The 17,803-nt window shown below is 62.4% G+C and carries 17 protein-coding genes; 7 read left to right on the forward strand and 10 right to left on the reverse strand.

From position 1 onward, the window contains the following. The first annotated feature begins 63 nt into the window (after nucleotides 1-63). Nucleotides 64-390: a hypothetical protein gene (locus A0257_18755; protein ID AMR28939.1), complete on the forward strand. Its 327-nt coding sequence runs from the start codon at nucleotides 64-66 to the stop codon at nucleotides 388-390. Nucleotides 391-435: 45 nt separating this feature from the next. Then, entirely contained in the window at nucleotides 436-2,103 is a 1,668-nt protein-coding gene (locus tag A0257_18760; protein ID AMR28940.1) for a hypothetical protein, read from the forward strand. On the opposite strand, the gene A0257_18765 is transcribed toward A0257_18760, so the two are convergent. Together A0257_18765 and A0257_18770 are read right to left on the reverse strand one after the other, a co-directional pair. Continuing rightward, a complete protein-coding gene (locus A0257_18765) occupies nucleotides 2,004-2,999 on the reverse strand; it encodes a hypothetical protein (GenBank protein AMR28941.1) in 996 nt (331 codons plus the stop codon). The genes A0257_18760 and A0257_18765 overlap by 100 nt on opposite strands. A gap of 253 nt (nucleotides 3,000-3,252) precedes the next feature. Then, on the reverse strand, nucleotides 3,253-4,479 hold the full coding sequence (locus A0257_18770) for a hypothetical protein (protein ID AMR28942.1): 1,227 nt from the start codon (nucleotides 4,477-4,479) through the stop codon (nucleotides 3,253-3,255). Between the two features lie 49 nt (nucleotides 4,480-4,528). Here A0257_18770 and A0257_18775 point away from each other — a divergent pair, with 49 nt between their 5' ends. From A0257_18775 to A0257_18790, 4 genes are all read left to right on the forward strand, one after another. After that, nucleotides 4,529-4,789: a hypothetical protein gene (locus A0257_18775; protein AMR29846.1), complete on the forward strand. Its 261-nt coding sequence runs from the start codon at nucleotides 4,529-4,531 to the stop codon at nucleotides 4,787-4,789. Between the two features lie 180 nt (nucleotides 4,790-4,969). Then, a complete protein-coding gene (locus A0257_18780; GenBank protein ID AMR28943.1) occupies nucleotides 4,970-5,602 on the forward strand; it encodes a thymidine kinase in 633 nt (210 codons plus the stop codon). Between the two features lie 62 nt (nucleotides 5,603-5,664). Continuing rightward, nucleotides 5,665-8,082, forward strand: a complete 2,418-nt coding sequence (locus A0257_18785) for a hypothetical protein (protein AMR28944.1) — start codon at nucleotides 5,665-5,667, stop codon at nucleotides 8,080-8,082. Between the two features lie 146 nt (nucleotides 8,083-8,228). Next, nucleotides 8,229-8,954 (forward strand): DNA repair protein RecO, encoded by a 726-nt coding sequence (locus tag A0257_18790; protein AMR29847.1) that lies wholly within the window; start codon nucleotides 8,229-8,231, stop codon nucleotides 8,952-8,954. A 70-nt stretch (nucleotides 8,955-9,024) separates the two neighbouring features. Here the strand turns inward: A0257_18790 and A0257_18795 are convergent, their stop codons facing one another. The 3 genes from A0257_18795 to A0257_18805 form a co-directional block, all read right to left on the reverse strand. Next, entirely contained in the window at nucleotides 9,025-9,990 is a 966-nt protein-coding gene (locus A0257_18795) for a hypothetical protein (GenBank protein AMR28945.1), read from the reverse strand. A 252-nt stretch (nucleotides 9,991-10,242) separates the two neighbouring features. Further along, on the reverse strand, nucleotides 10,243-11,289 hold the full coding sequence (locus tag A0257_18800) for a hypothetical protein (GenBank protein AMR28946.1): 1,047 nt from the start codon (nucleotides 11,287-11,289) through the stop codon (nucleotides 10,243-10,245). Between the two features lie 41 nt (nucleotides 11,290-11,330). Then, complete coding sequence (locus tag A0257_18805; protein ID AMR28947.1) at nucleotides 11,331-12,386, reverse strand: exopolyphosphatase; 1,056 nt, start codon at nucleotides 12,384-12,386, stop codon at nucleotides 11,331-11,333. Between the two features lie 213 nt (nucleotides 12,387-12,599). On the opposite strand from A0257_18805, the gene A0257_18810 reads away from it, so the two are divergent. Then, a complete protein-coding gene (locus tag A0257_18810; GenBank protein AMR28948.1) occupies nucleotides 12,600-13,007 on the forward strand; it encodes a nucleoside-diphosphate kinase in 408 nt (135 codons plus the stop codon). 136 nt (nucleotides 13,008-13,143) lie between these two features. Here the strand turns inward: A0257_18810 and A0257_18815 are convergent, their stop codons facing one another. The 5 genes from A0257_18815 to A0257_18835 form a co-directional block, all read right to left on the reverse strand. Further along, the gene (locus A0257_18815; protein ID AMR28949.1) at nucleotides 13,144-14,250 is read right to left on the reverse strand and encodes a hypothetical protein; all 1,107 of its coding nucleotides are present in this window, start codon (nucleotides 14,248-14,250) and stop codon (nucleotides 13,144-13,146) included. A gap of 20 nt (nucleotides 14,251-14,270) precedes the next feature. Further along, a complete protein-coding gene (locus A0257_18820; protein ID AMR28950.1) occupies nucleotides 14,271-15,548 on the reverse strand; it encodes a nucleoside permease in 1,278 nt (425 codons plus the stop codon). A gap of 150 nt (nucleotides 15,549-15,698) precedes the next feature. Beyond that, a complete protein-coding gene (locus A0257_18825; GenBank protein AMR28951.1) occupies nucleotides 15,699-16,307 on the reverse strand; it encodes a superoxide dismutase in 609 nt (202 codons plus the stop codon). Nucleotides 16,308-16,506: 199 nt separating this feature from the next. After that, the gene (locus A0257_18830) at nucleotides 16,507-16,980 is read right to left on the reverse strand and encodes a tRNA-specific adenosine deaminase (protein AMR28952.1); all 474 of its coding nucleotides are present in this window, start codon (nucleotides 16,978-16,980) and stop codon (nucleotides 16,507-16,509) included. Between the two features lie 125 nt (nucleotides 16,981-17,105). Further along, a complete protein-coding gene (locus tag A0257_18835) occupies nucleotides 17,106-17,705 on the reverse strand; it encodes a hypothetical protein (GenBank protein AMR28953.1) in 600 nt (199 codons plus the stop codon). Nucleotides 17,706-17,803: the final 98 nt, after the last annotated feature.

Here is a 17,803-nt window from a genome sequence, read left to right on the forward strand (position 1 = left end):
GTTTTGGGGAAAGTGGTTTAGTATCCATCATTTTACCACTGTTGAGTCGCTTATCTTGGCGGCATGAAAAACATCCTTCTTCTGTGCGCCTGTCTCTGGGCGCTGGCCACGCCGCTGCGCGTCGTAGCGGGGCCGCCCGCCGATATTGTGGTAGTGCGAATTGTGGAAGGCCGCTCCGTTACTGCCATTATTACGCGCGGGGATGGTAAAAGTGAAAAAGTTGAATTTGACCGAGGTGCTTCTGATGAAAATTTAACGCAAAGCAGTGAGGGGTATTACAAGCTTTTCCACCAACTCTATCAGGAAGGATACTCGCTGCAAAGCACGTTCAGCACCTCGAATAATCTTGGTAGCGGCTTCATCACGCTGCTCTTCGTCAAAGCGCCCTAGCTGCTGAAGCCGCAAAGCTGCGCCCGCGCCTAGCTTGCGCCCCTAATGCCGCGCCGCACTATTCCCTACCCCCCTCGCCCCGGCCAAACCTGGCCCAGCGTAGCTGTGGCGGGCCTGCTCACGGCCCTGTGCCTGGCGCTGCCCACCGCCAACGCCACTGGCGATGCCTGGTACTACGCCGCCTGTGCCCGCTGGAGCCAGGAGCTGTGGCAGCCGCATCACTTGCTGTATAATGCCATCGGCTGGCTGTGGCTACGGGTGGTGGGGGCGGCCGGCCCCGCGCCGGCCGGGCTGGCGGCCCTATCATGGTTGCAGGCTTTAAACGCGCTGGCTTACGGCAGCTGCCTGCTGGCGCTGGGCCGACTGCTGCCTTGGGCGGGGGTAGCCCGCGTCGCCGTGCCGGCCTGGCTGCTACTGGTCGGCAGCTGCTTCGGCATGCTGCGCTTCGCCACGGAGAACGAGACGTATATCCAGCCGCTGCTGCTGGCGCTGCTGTCCAGCCTGGCCTGGGCGCAATCCCTTCAAAACGAGAAGCAAGCCTGGCGCTGGCTGCTGCTGGCCGGGCTGCTGGCGGCGCTGGCCTGCCTGGTGCATCAGCTAATGGTGTGGTGGTGGCTGGGGCTGCTGCTGGGGCTGCGGCCCTGGCGCGGCCGGCCCGCGCTGGCCGCGGCGGCCTGCTACGCGGTGCCGGCGCTGCTGGTGCCGCTGGCCTACGCGTGGGCCGCGCCGGGGGGGGTAGGGGGAGTGGTGCGCTTCGCTCTGCACGACTACCTCACCGGTAATGCGCGAGTTGAGCTGGGCGGTAAAAGTCTGCTGCTCACGGCTATCAGCCTGGTGCGAACGGTGGTGCAGGTGCATGGCAATATGCTGCCGCTGCTGCGCCATTGGCCGCTCTTGCTGGGCGGCATCGGCATAATCAGCCTGGCGCTGGGCACGTATGGCGCGCTCGGCGCTCGAGCTACGTGGCGCAAGCCTACCCGCGAACCTGCGCCGATTCCGCCCCCTATCCCCCCCTTACTCACTCAATCACTTGCTCACTCAATCCCTCAATCACTTCGCCGGACGCACGCGCTCATTGGGGCACTGCACCTGGGCTTTGCGGCGCAGGCGGCCGGTAATGCGGAGTTTATGGTGATGCTGCCCGCGCTGGCGGCGGTGGCGCTGGCCGGCGGCTGGCTGGTGGCCTGGCCGCCGCGCCGGGTGGCGGCCGCAGGCGTGGCGCTGCTGAGTTGGAACCTAGCCTTCGGGCTGCTGCCGGCGCACCGGCTCGACTACACCGGCACCGGGCCGGCGCTGCGGGCGCGGGTGCTGGGCCAGCCCGGCGCGTGGTTTTTGCTGCGCGACCCCAATCTGCTGCGCAACCAACTTCAGTATTATACCGGCCAGCCCGACGCGGCCCCGCGCATCATGGGCCTGGCGCGGCCCGATACGGCAGCTTTCCATCAGTGGCTCGTGGCTCGCCTGGCGGCCGGCGACACCGTTTATACCGATGCGCTGGGCGGCTACCGGCCTTTTGACCGCGCTCAGCTCACGCAAGGCGACGCGGCGGCCCGGCTGCTGGCCGGGTTTTCGGCCGCGCGGGTCGATTCTTTTCCCACCTTTTTTGGCCCGTGCTACCTCACGCGGCTGGGCTCGGTGGGGGTAGCAAATGCCCTCATTAGCCAGCCCAGGCTCAGGGCCAGCGCCGCCGTGAAGGCCGGGGCCAGCAGGTAGCCCATGCGCGCCAGGTCGCCCGAGAGCAGCATGTGCACCGCTACCACCACCAGCAACGTGGCTTCGGGCCAGCCTAGCACCGGGGCCAGCGCCCGCCGCCCCGCCGACCGCGCCAGGGCCGCCAGCACCGGCAGCCAGAACAACCCGAAAATACTGAACAGCTCAAATACGCCTTTCGCCGAAAAGCCCCGCCGCAACGAATACGTAATGTTTTCGAGGTGCGAAAAAGCGTTCTGCACGCTCGCCAACGCGGGCGCGCCGGCCGCTTTATCCACCCACAGGTGCACCGCCGCCAGGGCCGCCACGCCCAGCGCCAGCGCCGCCGCCTGCCCGCGCCAGCCCAGCGCCCGCCGCCCAAACCACCCTAGCCAGGGCAGCAAAAACACGAACGATTCCTTGGCCAGCGGCCCCAGCAGCAGCGCCACCACCACCGCCCAGCCCGCACCAGGGCCGCGCCGCCCGGCATAGTAGCCCAGCCCAAACACCAGCAGATACAGGCTATCGGTGAGGGGCAGGCCCGCCGTGTAGCCCGCCCAGCGGCTGCTGAGCACCGCCAGCAGCGCCACGCTCGCCGCGCCTTCGCCCGCGCCCGCCAGCCGCGCGCCCCGGTAGAAGCAGGCCCCCGCCGCACTCAGCAGCAGGCAGTTGATTAAATAAAAAGCCAGCCGGAGCGGCCACTCGCCGGCCGGCCGGGGCGGGCCGTTGGGAGTGCCGAGCCTGGCCAGGGGCCGGGCCAGCGCGCCGGCCGCCAGGGGCACCAGCACGCGGTAGCGCCGCGTCACGCTCACGCTATCGAAGCGGCCGCTGGCCAGGCGCAAGTAGCTGCGCGTGTCAAGCGAGTGCGAAAAATCATAGTGCCGGTACATGGGGAAGGCCGCGTTGAGCAGCACGCCCAACGCCAGCGCCCAAGGTAGCAGCCAGCTTCTGCACGTATCAAGTATCATTCAACAATTATCAGTTGCTGTTACGCAACGGGGAGTAGCGCGAACTTTGTAGTTCGCGTCCCCGCGCCGTTAAAGCCAGTAGAACGGCGCGGGGACGCGAACTACAAAGTTCGCGCTACTGCCCGTTGCCATCTCGAATAAGGTAGTGCGTAACAGCAAGTATCAGGTAGCCGGCGTGGCCGATGCGATACTTTCCTTCCGCGCGCTAGCTGCCGGCAAACTTGCGTTCCAGCAGCTTGAGTAGCTTGCCCATGTGCTCCTCCTTGCGGCTCCAGTCGTAGCGCGGGGCCAACTCCTGCTGCACGTAGGCCAGGGCCGCGCCGGCATCGGGCAGCGTGTCTAGGTGCTGAATGGCGGCGTGGTATTCCATATTCTCCCCGTTAAATAGCTCATTAATAAAGCTAAAGCGCTGGTTGATGGAGATGGCTTCACGCAGGCTGCCCACCTTGGGCGCGCCGCGCTCGACCAGCGACGTGGCCGGGCCGTGGGCCGCGTCGCGCAGCGTGTCGGCCAGGTGCGGCGTGGCTGGCTGAGTGGCTTTCAGCTTCTCATACAGCGGGGCTTCGGCCGGCGGCGGGGGGGTAGGGGCCGCGGCGGGCTCGGCCATCACCGGCGGCAGCGGCCGGGCGGGGGCCGGGGCTGGCTCGGCCACTACCGGCGCGGCTGGTTTGGACGGCGCGGGGGCGGCCGGCGCGGTCGCCGGAGTAGCTGCCGGCGCGACGGGAGCCGCCGCCTGAGCTGGCGCGGGCGGACTGGCTGGCGTGGCCGGCTTGGCCGGGCCATCATCCCAAAGGTCGGCTTCGGTGAGCGGTAGCAAGGCGCTGAACTCGCTCACGAGTGGCGGCAGGGCGGGCAATTCTTTGGCGTGCGCAGCCTGGTAAAGGTCAAAGCTTTGGCGCAAAAACTCGCGGCTCAGCGGGGCGCTGCCGGTGGGCAGGCTATTCACGAAGCCCTCAAAAAAAGGCTTGGCTTGGTCGAAGTAGCGCAGGTGGTCGCGCAGGGCGGCCAGCGGCACGTTATCGTCGGCTTCGGCCGGGTTGGGGGGGGGTAGGAGCAGGCGCTCGAAGGCCGTGGCGGGGGCGGTGGACAGCACCAGCGTGTTGGCCACGGCCTGGGCCAGCAGCGGCTCCAGGGCCGCCCGGTCGAGGCGAATGTGGCGCGAGAGCACGTTCATAAACTGCCCTAACGCGGCGCGCACCGGCGTGGCTTCGAAGTCGAAGAACGGGCTGCGCAACTGGCTGGCTTCCTGCTGCCAGCGGCCCAGCAGCTGCCGCAGCACCAGCAGGTTGACCTGCCGCACGGGCGTGAAGGTGAGCAGCGCCGGGCCATCGAGGGTAGCCTCGGGCTGGGGGCCAAAAAACTGCTGGCTGAGCCGGCTGGCCAGCCGGCGGCCGTATTGCTCGCACTTGGCGAGGCTATATTTGTCGGGCATAGCGTGGGCCGGCCGGTGGGCCGGTTTCGTGCGCCAAGTTAGCCACAAAATGCCCCTACTGACTATTGCGGGCCTGCCCGGTCCTCCGCTCGACGTGCCCGCCGGCCGCACCGTGCTGGCCGCTATCCATGCGGCCGGTCACGACTGGTGGCACGCCTGCGGGGCCAAGGGCCGCTGCACCACCTGCCGGGTGCGGGTGCTGGCCGGCGCCGAATTCCTTACCCCCCCCACCGTGCCCGAGCTGCGCTACCGCGCCGCCGGCCGCCTCGAGGAGGCTGAGCGCCTGGCCTGCCAGGCGAGGGTTAGTTGAGAGTTAAAAGTTAAGAGGTAAGAGTTATGAGGTCGGCTGGCTAGGCCGGGTATCGGCGGGCGGTGCCGTACTTTGTAGGGAGTGCCGGAGCCAGAAGTTGACTGCTAAATTGCCACAGCGCTTAGCAGCCAACTCTTAACTCCTAACTCTTAACTCTTAACTCTTAACTCTTAACTCAACTTGTTCACCGAGCCCCGCCGCCTGTCCGATTTTCCGCGTCACCGGGGCTGGCTGGAAGTCGTGTGCGGCTCCATGTTTTCGGGTAAAACCGAGGAGCTGATTCGCCGCCTCACCCGCGCCCGCATTGCGCGGCAGCGGGTCGAGATTTTCAAGCCCGCCCTTGACACCCGCTACCACGCCCAGGATGTGGTGAGCCACAACCAGAATAGTATCCGCTCCACGCCCGTGCAGTCGCCGGCCGAAATCCTGCTGCTGGCCGGCGGCAGCACCGACGTGGTGGGCATCGACGAGGCGCAGTTCTTCGACGAAAGCCTGGTAGAAGTGTGCAAGCAGCTGGCCGACAGCGGCATTCGCGTCATCGTGGCGGGCCTGGATATGGACTACCGCGGCCGGCCGTTTGGGCCTATGCCGGCGCTGCTGGCCACCGCCGAGTTCGTGACCAAGGTGCATGCCGTGTGCGTGTGCTGCGGCGAGCTGGCCGCGTATTCCTACCGCATTGCGGCCAGCGAAAAACAGGTGCTGCTGGGCGAAACCGACAGCTACGAAGCCCGCTGCCGCCCCTGCTTCCTGGCCGGGCCCGCCGCCAAGAGCTGGCACGATGAGCACGTAGCCACCAACCGCGCCCAACAATGAGAAGGGCTCGCTCACCGTTGAGCCTCACGCGCTTCTCATTATTCACTGCTAACTAACTTCTTATGCCCCGTTTTTCCGCCTGGTTTTTAGTAGTGGCACTGTTGACCGCCGTGCGGGCCTGGGGCCAGGGCGCGGCCTACGGCGACTGGGAGCTGCACCTGCCCGCCCGCCGCCCGCAGGGCCTGGCCGAGGCCGGCAACCGCCTCTACGTGCGGGCCGAGTCGTCGTTTTATTTCTACGATAAAAGTCTTAACAGTACGCAATTATTGTCGCGCCGCGATGGCCTCAGCGATGTGGGCGTGGCGGCCCTGGCCTTCGACTCAGCTTCGGCGCAGCTGGTGATTGTGTACAACAACGGCAATATCGACCTGCTGGGCGCTAATGGCTCGGTGCGCAACATCACCGACCTGCTGCGCAAGGAAAGCCAGACCGCCAAAACCATCTACCAGGTGCAGGTCTATAACGGACTGGCCTACATCGGCACCACCCTGGGCGTGGTGGTGCTCGACCTGGCCAAACACGAAGTGCGCGACACGTACAGCGCCATTGGGCCGGGCGGCCAAACGATTACGTCCTACGCCACGGTGGTGCTGCACGATACCATCTATGCCGCCACGTCGGTGGGGATTCTGCGTGGCCGCGTCAACCCGACCGTGAACCTGCTCGATTACCGCAGCTGGACGGCAGAAGTGCCGTTTAGCGTCAATACTAACGTAGTTTATTCTCATCCAGTGCAGCTGACAGCTTACCGGGGGCACCTGGTAATGGCGGCTTGGTTTCGGGGAATCGATTACCTGGCGGGGGTAGGGCCGGCCCGCGCGTGGCACTATTCGCCAAATAGCTATGGTGACGTGGCCTTGCGGCTGCACGTAAGCACGGGGCAGCTGCTGGTCTCGTTTAAGAACAGTCCGCTCCGGCGCTTCGACGCGGCCACCGGCTACGTGGTGGACGTGCTGCCGGCAACGGCCGTGGGCACTGACGTGAGAGATGCCGCGCGCGACACCGATGGCACCTACTACGTGGCCAGCTACGATAAAGGCCTGTTGCGCTTCGCCCCCGGCACCACCACGGCCCCCGAAGTTATCCTCCCCAACGCGCCCGAAACTATTTTTTCCTATGGTCTGCTAGCCAACGCAGCTAATAACACCGTGGATGTATTCAGCGGGGGCTATTCGGGCGACAGCGGGTTGCCGAATACGGGGGTTATTAAACCGGCGAGTGAAAACGGCTTTTATGAATATAAGAACCAGCAGTGGACTAATTATACGCCTACTGCCTACCCCTCGCCCACCGACTACCCTAACCTGCTTGACCTCTCGCACGGCACTCGCACGCTCGATGGCACGCTCTACATTGCCAGCTACGGCAATGGCTTGCTCGAATGGAAGGGGGTAGGGCAGTTTCGGCAGTTTACCTACAACACTCCCGGCTCGCCGCTCCGCAGCAGTCTGCCCACAACGGACCCTAACTACCCCAACTTCGTGCGCGTCACTGACGTGGCCGCCGACCCCGGCAGCAACCGCGTGTGGGTCGTGAATCGCCACCAAATGGCCGGCGTGCCGGGCCTGTTCCGCTTCCGGCCCGCCAACGCCACCTGGCTGGTCGTGCCGGCGTTCACTGGCTTCGAAAACCTCGACCGCGTGACGGTCGATAACTTCGGCAACCCTTGGGCCACGCGGTCGCGGGCGCAGGGGGTAGGCGGCCTGGTAGCCTATGACACGACCAGCCAGAAGCCGTTTTATTTTAATGCCACCGGTCCCGATGATAAAACCGGCTTGCCTAGCAATTCGCTCTATGCCGTGGTGCGCGACCGCAACGGGGCCATTTGGGTGGGCACGGCGACGGGAGTAGCCGTTTACAACGACCCTAGCCAGCTGGTGAGCGCGGCGGCGGCGGGCACCGCGCCCCCCGATTTCAACCGGCCCTTCGCCCAGAGCGGCAGCGGCTTGTATCCGACGCTCTACAGCGAAACCGTGCGCTGCATCGCCATCGACGGGGCCAACCGCAAGTGGTTTGGCACGCCCAATGGCCTGTGGCTCTTCAACGAAGCCGCCACCGAGGCGTTGCTGCACTTCACCACCGCCAACAGCCCGCTGCCCAGCAACAGCATCGTGGACGTGGCCGTGAACGATAAAACCGGCGAAGTCTTCGTGGCCACCGATGCCGGCGTGGTTAGCTACCAGGGCTCGGCCAGCGTCACGGACGGCGCGCCGAGCTGCGCCCAGGTATCGCCCAACCCGGTGCGGCCCGAGTTTGCGGGCACCGTGGGCATCAGCGGCGTGGCCAACAACGCCCAGGTGCGCATCACCGACATCGCGGGCCACCTCGTGTACAGCACTCACGCCGCCGGCGGCACCGTCACCTGGAACCTCGCCGACACCGCCGGCCGCCGCGTGCGCTCGGGCGTATATCTGGTGCTCACCTCCGACGCCAACGGCAAAAATACCTGCGTGAGCAAAGTGGCGGTGCTTAGCAACTGAGGAGGAGCTGCAACGTTTGTCATTGCGAGCAAAGCGAAGCAATCGCACCCGAACGACACCCGTGCCAGTCGTTCGTTCATCGTTCTGATGCGATTGCTTCGCTTTGCTCGCAATGACAAACGTTGCAGTTCCTCACCTACCAAGCCATGCTAATCAAAACCCGCGGCATCGTCCTGAGCTACCTCAAATACCGCGAAAGCAGCATCATCACCCGCGTTTATACCGAGCAGCGCGGCGTGCAGAGCTACCTCGTCAACGGCGTGCGGCGGGCCAAGCCGCCGGGGCGCATCGCGCTGTTTCAGCCCCTCACCTTGCTAGAGCTGGTGGCCTACGTGCCGCGGCAGGGGGGTAGCCTCACCCGGCTGGCCGAGTTTCGTTGCGCCGAGCCATACCGGTCCCTACCCTACGAGATGCGCAAAAGCAGTGTGGCGCTTTTCCTGAGCGAGGTGCTGAGCAAGTCGGTGCGCGAGGAAGAAGAAAACCCGGCCCTGTTCCGCTTCTTGCACGATTCCATCCTGACCTTCGACCAGCAGGACGTGGGCGTGGAAAACTTCGCGCTACTATTCTTACTGCATCTGGCTGGCTACCTGGGCTTTGGTGCTCAAACCGGGGCCGAAATCACCGACCAGGTGGCAATGGCCGGGGCCGCGCCCACCGGCAGCGGCTTCAGCAGCGGCCCGGCCACGCTGCGCCTGCGCGAGTTCGAGCACTATTTCGATGAGCTGCTGCGCACCTCCGCCAGCAATTCTATCCCCAACGGCCAAGTGCGCCGCGAGCTGCTGGCCGTGCTCATCCGCTACTACCAGCTCCACATCGAGGGCCTGGGCGAAATAAAATCCCTCGAAATCCTGAGCGACGTGCTGGGTGGGTAAAATGGGTAATAAGTAATGGGAGTAGTGTCTTTCAAAAATATATAAAGGCACTACTCCCATTGCCTATTACTCATTTCACTCCCACCAGTTCCACATCAAACCGCAACGGCGCGTTGGGCGGAATGTCGCCGCCCGCGCCGCGCTCGCCGTAGGCCAGCGGCGACGGGATGAGCAGCATTGCCTTGCTGCCCTTGGGTAGGGCCGCGATGCCCTGGTCCCAGCCCTTAATTACCTGGCCCGCACCGAGCAGAAAGTCAAACGGCGTGCCGCCGTGCTTGGCCGACGAGTCAAACTCTTGGCCGGTGGCCAGCACCGTGCCGCGGTACGTCACGCTCACTGTCTGGCCCTTTTTGGGGGGTAGGCCCTTGCCGCGCGTCGTAATCACGTACCAGGTGCCGCCGGGCGTTTTCTTGGCTCTGGCCGTCAGCTTATTCTTTTTAAGATAGGCCTGAATGGCAACGTCATCCTTCACCAGCTGCTTGGCGGCGTGGGCTTTAACCAGGCGCTCCTGCTCGGCTATCAGCGCCTGCTGCTTGGCCTGCATCTGCTCAGGCGTGAGCAATGCCTTGGCCACTATTGTCACGCGCAGGGCATTGCCCGCCCGCTGAATAAACGGTGGCACCGGCTGCCGCAGCGACTTGGCAAACACCGTGTCGGCGTTGAAGCGGAAGATGGCGCTGTCGCCGGGCAGCACCTGGCTCACGGCCTCTTCGATGCTGCCTTTGGGCAGGGTAGGGCCCAGCGGGACGGGCACCGGCTCGGGCCGCATCTGGCGCGTATCCATCAGCACCGAGTCGCGGTCGGTGCGGTACTGAATGTACACCAGCAGCACCTGGCCCACGCGGCTGGCGTAGGGCGCGTCGCCGGCTGGGGCCAGGGGCCGGGGCGCGTAGTGCCCCGCCGCATCGCGCCGAAACAGCTTATACTCCGTGCCGCTGGGGCTGCGCTCGAAGCCGGGGGTAGGGGCGGCCTGCGCCCACAGGCGAGCCGGGCTGGCCAGGGCCGCCAGCAGCATAAAAGTCAGAAAGTACTTCATAATAAGTAAGGCGTGGCCTTATAGAAGCTGTTTAGGGAATAAGAAAAAGTCGTTAAAACGTCATTCCGAGCTTGCCGAGGAATCTCGCTCGTGTCGTGGAACGAAGCCTGAACAATGCGAGCGAGATTCCTCGGCAAGCTCGGAATGACGTTCTAATGACTTTTTCTTATTCCCTGAACAGACTCCTGAAAATAAAACCGCCACACCAAAGCGGTGTGGCGGAATATATAGTATTTTAAATAATTAAGTCGGCTAGCGGCCGGCCGGAGGGGCCATCGAGGTGGGGCCGCCGGCTGGCGTGTCCTGCACATTCGTTAGCTCCACGTCGAAGCGCAGGGGCGAGTTGGCCGGGATGGCGGGCGGCGAGCCCTGCTTGCCATAGGCCAGCGACGAGGGGATAAGGATAGTCGCCTTGCTGCCCTTGTTGAGTTGTTGCAAAGCATCGTCCCAGCCCGGAATCACCTGGCCGCGGCCCAGCGCGAATGAGAATGGCTGGCCACCGTGCTTGGCGCTGGAGTCAAACTCCTTGCCGTCGAGCAATGCACCGCGGTATTGCACGGTCACCATCTGGCCAGGCTTGGCATTGGGGCCGGTGCCAGCTTGCGTGGTAATAACGTACACGCCGCTCGGGGTTTTCTTGGCGTTGGTGAGGTTGTTCTTCTTCAGGTAGTCCTGGAGAATCACCTCGTCGGCCTTGTCCTGAGTGGCGGCGTAAGTGCGCATCTGCTTCTGCTGCTCGGCCATCATCTTCTGCTGGTCAGCCATGGCTTCGGCCATTGCCGCCTCGCGGGGCTGCAAGGCTACGGCCTTCACGGTCAGCAGGATAAAGTTGCCTTTCTTCTTGAGGTAGGCGGGGGCCAACTGGTGCGCATTGCGCTTATACAGCGTATCGGCGTTGAAGCGGAACACGCCGCTGTCGCCGGGCTGAAGCAGCGAGAACGCCTCGGGCTCGGCGCCCAGCTGCTTGGCCGTCAGGGCTTCCAGCGGAATGCGCACCGGAATCCCGAACTGCCGCTCACGCGACTTCATCATCACCGAGTCGCCCGACGTGCGGTACTCGATGTGGGCCGACATCACCTTGCCTACCCGGTCTTTGTAGCCGGGGTCTTCGCCGCCCGTCACCTCGCGCGGCTCGTACTTGCCGTTCACGTCTTTGTAAATCTTGTACTCCATGCCCGACTTGGTTTTGGCAAAGTCGCCTCCACCTTTATTGCACGACGACAGGAAGGAAGCTACGCTGAGCACGCTGGCCGCCAGGGCCAGCTGCCGGGCCGCGCGGGGCCGGAAGGAAAACTGCATGAAAACAGAAAGTTGGAATAAAGACGAATTTGGCCCCAAAGTTAGGCCACGGGCGGCGCAACCGCCACGGGCGCGGCGGACGTGCTCACGAGCTGCGCCTGATACTGCGGCAACACGCTCAGAAAGCGCGCCACGGTGGCATCCAGCGGCTCGTTGCTGATGCCGCCCGACGCGTTATGGTGCCCGCCTCCCTGAAAGTGGTCGCGCGAAAAGTCGCTTACCGAAAAATCGCCCACCGAGCGGAAGGAAATTTTCACCGCCGAGCCCCGGTCAATGAAAACCGCCGCCAGCACGATGCCCTCAATGCTGAGCGCGTAGTTGACCAGCCCTTCGGTATCCCCGGTTTTGCTCTCGTATTCACGCAATTCCTGCTGCGTCACGGCGATATAGGCGGTGTTGAACTCGCGGTTTACCACCAGTTTATCCTTCAGGATGTAGCCCAGAAAGCGCAGCCGGATTTCGGAGTGCGAGTCGTAGATGCGGCGGTGTACCGAGGCCAAATCAATATTGGCGCTCAGCAACTCCGCGATGATGAGGTGCACGTTGCGCGAGGTGCTGGGGTGCCGAAACGAGCCCGTATCGGTCATAATGCCCGCGTAGAGCGCCTCGCCCATGCCCTGGTCAATAAGGTCCTGGTCGCCCAAGGCCCGGATAATCTCAAAAATCAGCTCGGCCGTGGCCGCCGCCTTGGGGTCCGAAAAGCTGACATCGGCAAAGTCCTCGGGCCGCTGGTGGTGGTCGATGAGCACTTTGGTGCCCGGCGCCCGGCGCACGTACTCGCCCAGCTCGTTGATGCGGCCCAGGCAGTTGAAGTCGAGGCAAAATAGCAGCTCGGCCCGGTTCACCAGGTCGCGCACCTGCCGGTCGTTCTGGCGCGGGTCATAAATAACTACCTCGTCATTGCCCTGCATCCAGTTGAGGAAGGCGGGGTAGTCGGAAGGCGTTACGACGGTCACGGAATGCCCTTTTTTCTTCAGGTACGTGGCCCAGGCCAGCGACGAGCCCAGCGCGTCGGCGTCGGGCTTGTGGTGCGTGGTGATAAAAATCTGCCGGGGCTGGGCCAGCAGATTCTGCAACTCGGATACGGAAGGAAACATCGACAACGTGAATGACCTACGAATGCACTTGAAAAAGCGCCCGGCAATTGGCTTAGCGCAAATTGGCCGACAAAGGTCGGCATGAATTGGCAATCAACAATCAACTCCCCCGCGTTGGTTCGGTCCGAAGGGGGTAGGGCCACCGCCCGCCTTACTCGCCGCCCGCCCTACCTTTGCCTCACCAATCCCATAATTTTTTTAAGACAAAACAGCATGGCAACCAATCGCACCTTCACCATGATTAAGCCCGACGCCGTGGCTGACCAGCACATCGGCGGCATCCTGAGCATGATGGAACAGGGCGGCTTCCGCATCGTGGAGCTTCAGAAAGTAACCCTCACGCCCGAGCGCGCCGGCCAGTTCTACGCCGTGCATAAGGAGCGTCCTTTCTATAACGACCTCGTGAAATACATGTCGAGCGGCCCCATCGTGGCGGCCATCCTCGAAAAAGACAACGCTGTAGCCGACTTCCGCACCCTCATCGGTGCCACCAACCCGGCCAACGCCGAGGCCGGCACCATCCGCAAGAAGTACGCGAAAAGCATCGAAGCCAACGCCGTGCATGGCTCCGACTCGGACGAGAACGCCCAAATCGAAGGCGAGTTCTTCTTCAAGAAGTAATTGGTAAGTAGCTCGGACTACAAAGTCCGAGCTACTCGTCGCCTTGAAACCAAAAAACCCGCTCTGCACAATGCAGAGCGGCTTTTTATTTATACCCAAAGGAGACTTTTTTTGTGCTAATCTTGTATTGCCGAGCTTAGCTGGCACGCCCAAAACCAATGCGGCCCGGCCCTTTGGGCTCGCTCACGAAGGTAGCATCTTCACGGTTATAGATGTCAGCCAGCGTCATAGCTTCGGTCACGGGAACGGTTTGGCCCAGCGCGGTGGCCAGCGCCTGGGCTTTATCCTGCGCCAGCGGCTCGAAGGCGTAGGAGGCAATGAGCCGGCCTTTGCGCAGCAGCGCTTTGTCGATGCGCGTCAGGTCGGCGTTGAAGGTACAAATAATCTGAATGTGAAAGCCATCCGACAGTAGCCCATCGCTGAGGTTCAGTAGGTTGCTCACTGCGTTGCTACCCGTGGCGTCGCGCTTGGTGAGCAGCTCTTCGGCATCCTCGATGAGCAGGATGGAGTTGGTATTGTCGTGCAGCAGGTTGATAAACTCGGGGTCGGCGATGCGCAGCGCCAGGTTGGGCGGAATGAACAGCTTGGGCTTATCAGTGAGGCCGCACAGGTGACGGATGTAGCTGGTTTTACCGGTGCCGGGCGGGCCGTGCAGAATCACCAGGCCCTTATCATCCGGCTTTCGCAGGCGCTTCACGATGGCCTCGTGCACCGGCAGCAGGTCGTCGTTGTAATTGGTGGCGAGGTCCATCGCCGGAATTTTGAGGGGTAGGGGCGAGAAATCCAGGTCGCTACCCATTAGCCGTAGCACCTGAATGCGCTGGCGCTCCGCCTCCCCGTTTTCCAGCTGCGCGACCAATGCCGCCCGTAGCTGGGCCAGCACGGTGGCATCGGTGTTGGGCGAATAATACAGCGTAGCACCTTGGTCGCCGTAGCTTCCGCCTATGCTGAAGGAAAGCAGCGTGCGCGGCGCGGGCGATAGCGCGTAAAACTGCCATTCCGGTGTTTTATCCGTTTCCTCAATAAATATGGACTGATAAACTGTTATCTGGTTAATATCGTAGGTTTCGCTCAGGATGGTAAGCACTGTTTTACGGGCTTCGGCCGTTGCCAGCTGGTAGATTTCGCGCCGTGGCAGCTCGCCAAACATCGCGTAAAACCAACTGGTGGGCTGAAAGGCACCCTGCGGACTGAAACTCTCAGACAGGTCGGGGTTGGCCGCCAGGGGCGGGGTAGGCGTCATAACTAAGGGATAATCGGACATTAAGCCGCAAATACCGGCTCCGAATATTCAGTATTCTTGGCCAGCTGCGGCTCGTGCTTGTGCTTGAAAATGAATATGAACAATACAGCAATCACCAGCGCGTAGGCCGCGAAGGCCAGCCAGATGCCGTGCCAGTCCTTGTTGCCGCCGGCGTCGGTGAAGTAATTCTGGATAACGAGGCCGCTTATCGAGCTGCCCAGCACCGCGCCAAAGCCGTTGGTCATCATCATAAACAGGCCCTGGGCGCTGGCCCGAATGCTGGGCTGGGTCTGGGTTTCGACAAACAGCGAGCCCGAAATATTGAAGAAGTCGAAGGCCATGCCATACACGATGCACGACATAATAATCATCCAGAGGCCGCCGCCGGGGTTGCCGTAGGCCAGCAGCCCAAAGCGCAACACCCAGGCCACCATGCTAAACAGCATGACTTGCTTGATGCCAAAGCGCCGCAGAAAGAACGGAATAGCCAAGATAAACAGCGTTTCCGAAATCTGCGAAATCGACATAATAAAGGCCGGGTGCCGCACCGTGAGCGTGTCGCGGTAGGCCGGCACTTTGTCGAAATCGTGCAAAAAGGTGTCGCCGTAGGCGTTGGTGAGCTGCAAGGCCGCGCCCAGCAGCAGCGCAAAGGCGAAAAAGGTGGCCAGCTTGCGGTCGCGCAGCAGCGCAAACGACTTGAGGCCCAGCGCATCAACCAGCGAGCGGCTCGACGTGCCCTTGGCGGGCGGCGGGCACTTGGGCAAAGTGAAGGCATAGAAGCCCAGCAGCAGCGCGGCCCCGGCGGCTACGTAAAACTGGCTGGCCGACTTCTCGAAGCCCAGAAACGTGACGGCCCACATGGCCGCAATGAAGCCGACCGTGCCCCACACCCGAATGGGGGGGTAGTCCTTCACCACGTCCAGGCCCTGGCTTTTAAGGGCCGAATACGACACGGCGATGGATAGCGACAGCGTGGGCATGTAAAAAATCATATTCAGCAGGATGACCCAGAAGAACACGCCGGGGTCCGTTACGAACGGAATGGTGCACAGCGTGATACCACCCAGCAGGTGCAGCACGCCGTAGAGCTTCTCGGCATTCACCCACTTATCGGCCACAATGCCCATGAGCGAGGGCATGAAAATGGAGGCTATGCCCATCGTGGAAAAGATGGCCCCAAACTGCGAGCCCGACCAGTGCTTGGTCTGAAACCAGTACGCGCCAATCGTAATCAGCCAGGCGCCCCAGATGAAAAACTGGAGGAAGCTCAGAAAAGTAAGTCGCAGCTTGATGCTCATGCAGAAACAGAATAAAACGGGAGTGGGTGGGATAAAAGGTCAGGAGCAGGTTTAGCCGCTAAAGATACACGTCCGCCCCGCCATAAAACGAAGAAGCCCGCCTGCACGGGGCAGACGGGCTTTTCAACAGGCTAATAGTAGCAGCGGGCCTTACTTGGCCGCCGCGTAGTTTTTGTTTACCTGGTCCCAGTTGATGAGGTTGAAAAAGGCCGCTACGTAGTCGGGGCGCTTGTTCTGGTACTTGAGGTAGTAGGCGTGCTCCCACACGTCGAGGCCCAGAATGGGGAAGCCTTTGCAGCCGGCATCGGGCATCAGCGGGTTGTCCTGGTTGGGCGTCGAGCAGATGGTTACCGAGCCGTCGGCCTGCTTGCACAGCCACGCCCAGCCCGAGCCAAAGCGCGTGGTAGCAGCCTTACTGAATTCGGTTTTGAAGTTATCGTAGCTGCCAAAAGCCTTGGTGATGGCATCGCCGACGGCACCGGTGGGCTGGCCGCCGCCGTTGGCGCTCAGGATGGTCCACCACAGCGAGTGGTTCCAGTGGCCGCCGCCGTTGTTGCGCACGGCGGGGGTAGCCGAGGCAATGTTGTGCATGATTTCCTCCAGGCTCTGGTTCTCCATAGGCGTGCCCGCAATGGCCGCGTTGAGGTTAGTCACGTAGGCCTGGTGGTGCTTGGTATGGTGAATTTCCATCGTCTGCGCGTCAAACGTAGGTTCGAGGGCGTCGTAGGAATACGGCAGCTTGGGCAGTTCAAAAGCCATGATGCGGGTGTTTTAAGTGAAAAAGATGAATGTTAGTACTATAACCCCCAACTAGCCGCCGAGGTTGTGTGCGGCAAGCTTTAGCTTGCCGTGAGTAGCGTAGGGTAAGCTTTAACTTGCTGTGGGAGAAAAGTTGCCAGCCGGCCAATGCTAAAACGGCAAGCTAAAGCTTACCGCACATTCCCCGGCAGGCTAAAGCCTACCCTACGCTGCCTCCCCGCTTATCCTGAAAAAAAGCCTGCATGAGCGCCGTGCACGCATCGGCGCACACGCCCGCCCGCACTTTGGTGCGCGGGTGCAACAGCCCCAGGCTATGGCGCTGGTAGCCGGTTTTGGGTTCGGCCGCGCCAAACACTACCCCCCCCAACTGGGCCCAGGCGCTGGCACCGGCGCACATCACGCAGGGCTCCACGGTCACGTAGAGCGTGCAGTGAGTCAAGTACTTATTGCCCAAATAATTGGCGGCGGCCGTGAGGGCCAACATTTCGGCGTGGGCCGTCACGTCGCGCAGCTGCTCGGTCTGGTTGTAGCCCCTCCCGATTATCACCCCATCCAGCACCACCACCGCTCCAATCGGGATTTCGCCCGCTGCCCGTGCCCGCCGCGCCTCCGCCAGCGCCTGGCGCATGAAGTACTCGTCGGTGAGTAGGGGGGGGGTAGGAACGTTTGTCATTGCGAGCGCAACGAAGTGGAGCGCGGCAATCTCTCCTTCACGTAAGAGTTACCATCCCAGCGAGTAGGAAAGATTGCCGCGCTCCACTTCGTTGCGCTCGCAATGACAAATGATTTATACTGATTTCACTTCAAATTAATATCGCCCAGCGCGGCCTGGGCCACCGGGCGCCACTGCGCCTGCTCCTCGGCCGGGGCCGAAAAGGAGAAAATATACAGCTGCTCGCCTTGCACGGCATACTCAATATACTCGTACTTGCGCACGGGTGCCAGCGCCCCGGCCGAGCGGCGGCTATCGCTGAGCGTGGAAACGAATTCCAGCGCCACGAACTCGCGGCCATTCACCTTGCGCACTTCCTGGGTCAAAAACTCCACCTTCGTGTAAAGACGCTGCACGCTGGCTTTATACATGGGCAGCAGGATGTTATAATCGGGCCCAAACGTGGTAGGCCGCGCCGATACACTGTAATCGACCCGCCCGCTGGGGTTGCTGAACACGGCCAGCGGCTTGCGTGGCGACGGAAACTTGGCCGCAATGGCGGCGTCGGGCAGCGGCGCAAAGCCCTGCGGCACCGCCACCGACAAGCCGGGCACCAGCTTCACCGTCGTCAACTTGGGCCTGGGGCCAAAGCTGGTGAGGGCAAGCACGGCGAGAAGGGGTAGGGTTTTCATAAGCAGGGCAAAAATAGGGGGTAGAAACCGGGTAGCGATAATCGGTAAAAACATCAGAACGTCATGCTCATCTGGCGTCCGCTTGCCGAAGCATCTCGCTCGCGCCGCTGGGGTTAGTAATCCAATGGTGCGAACGAGATGCTTCGGCAAGC

The sequence above is a fragment of the Hymenobacter psoromatis genome, assembly GCA_001596155.1.
Taxonomy (GTDB): domain Bacteria; phylum Bacteroidota; class Bacteroidia; order Cytophagales; family Hymenobacteraceae; genus Hymenobacter.

What these genes read in the sequence shown, in the direction of transcription:
- A0257_18755 (AMR28939.1), top strand. Translation starts at nt 64, where the DNA reads ATGAAAAACATCCTTCTTCTGTGCGCCTGTCTCTGGGCGCTGGCCACG.
- A0257_18760 (AMR28940.1), top strand. Translation starts at nt 436, where the DNA reads ATGCCGCGCCGCACTATTCCCTACCCCCCTCGCCCCGGCCAAACCTGG.
- A0257_18770 (AMR28942.1), bottom strand. Translation starts at nt 4,479, where the DNA reads ATGCCCGACAAATATAGCCTCGCCAAGTGCGAGCAATACGGCCGCCGG.
- A0257_18775 (AMR29846.1), top strand. Translation starts at nt 4,529, where the DNA reads ATGCCCCTACTGACTATTGCGGGCCTGCCCGGTCCTCCGCTCGACGTG.
- A0257_18785 (AMR28944.1), top strand. Translation starts at nt 5,665, where the DNA reads ATGCCCCGTTTTTCCGCCTGGTTTTTAGTAGTGGCACTGTTGACCGCC.
- A0257_18790 (AMR29847.1), top strand. Translation starts at nt 8,229, where the DNA reads ATGCTAATCAAAACCCGCGGCATCGTCCTGAGCTACCTCAAATACCGC.
- A0257_18795 (AMR28945.1), bottom strand. Translation starts at nt 9,990, where the DNA reads ATGAAGTACTTTCTGACTTTTATGCTGCTGGCGGCCCTGGCCAGCCCG.
- A0257_18800 (AMR28946.1), bottom strand. Translation starts at nt 11,289, where the DNA reads ATGCAGTTTTCCTTCCGGCCCCGCGCGGCCCGGCAGCTGGCCCTGGCG.
- A0257_18805 (AMR28947.1), bottom strand. Translation starts at nt 12,386, where the DNA reads ATGTTTCCTTCCGTATCCGAGTTGCAGAATCTGCTGGCCCAGCCCCGG.
- A0257_18810 (AMR28948.1), top strand. Translation starts at nt 12,600, where the DNA reads ATGGCAACCAATCGCACCTTCACCATGATTAAGCCCGACGCCGTGGCT.
- A0257_18815 (AMR28949.1), bottom strand. Translation starts at nt 14,250, where the DNA reads ATGACGCCTACCCCGCCCCTGGCGGCCAACCCCGACCTGTCTGAGAGT.
- A0257_18820 (AMR28950.1), bottom strand. Translation starts at nt 15,548, where the DNA reads ATGAGCATCAAGCTGCGACTTACTTTTCTGAGCTTCCTCCAGTTTTTC.
- A0257_18825 (AMR28951.1), bottom strand. Translation starts at nt 16,307, where the DNA reads ATGGCTTTTGAACTGCCCAAGCTGCCGTATTCCTACGACGCCCTCGAA.
- A0257_18830 (AMR28952.1), bottom strand. Translation starts at nt 16,980, where the DNA reads ATGACAAACGTTCCTACCCCCCCCCTACTCACCGACGAGTACTTCATG.
- A0257_18835 (AMR28953.1), bottom strand. Translation starts at nt 17,705, where the DNA reads ATGTTTTTACCGATTATCGCTACCCGGTTTCTACCCCCTATTTTTGCC.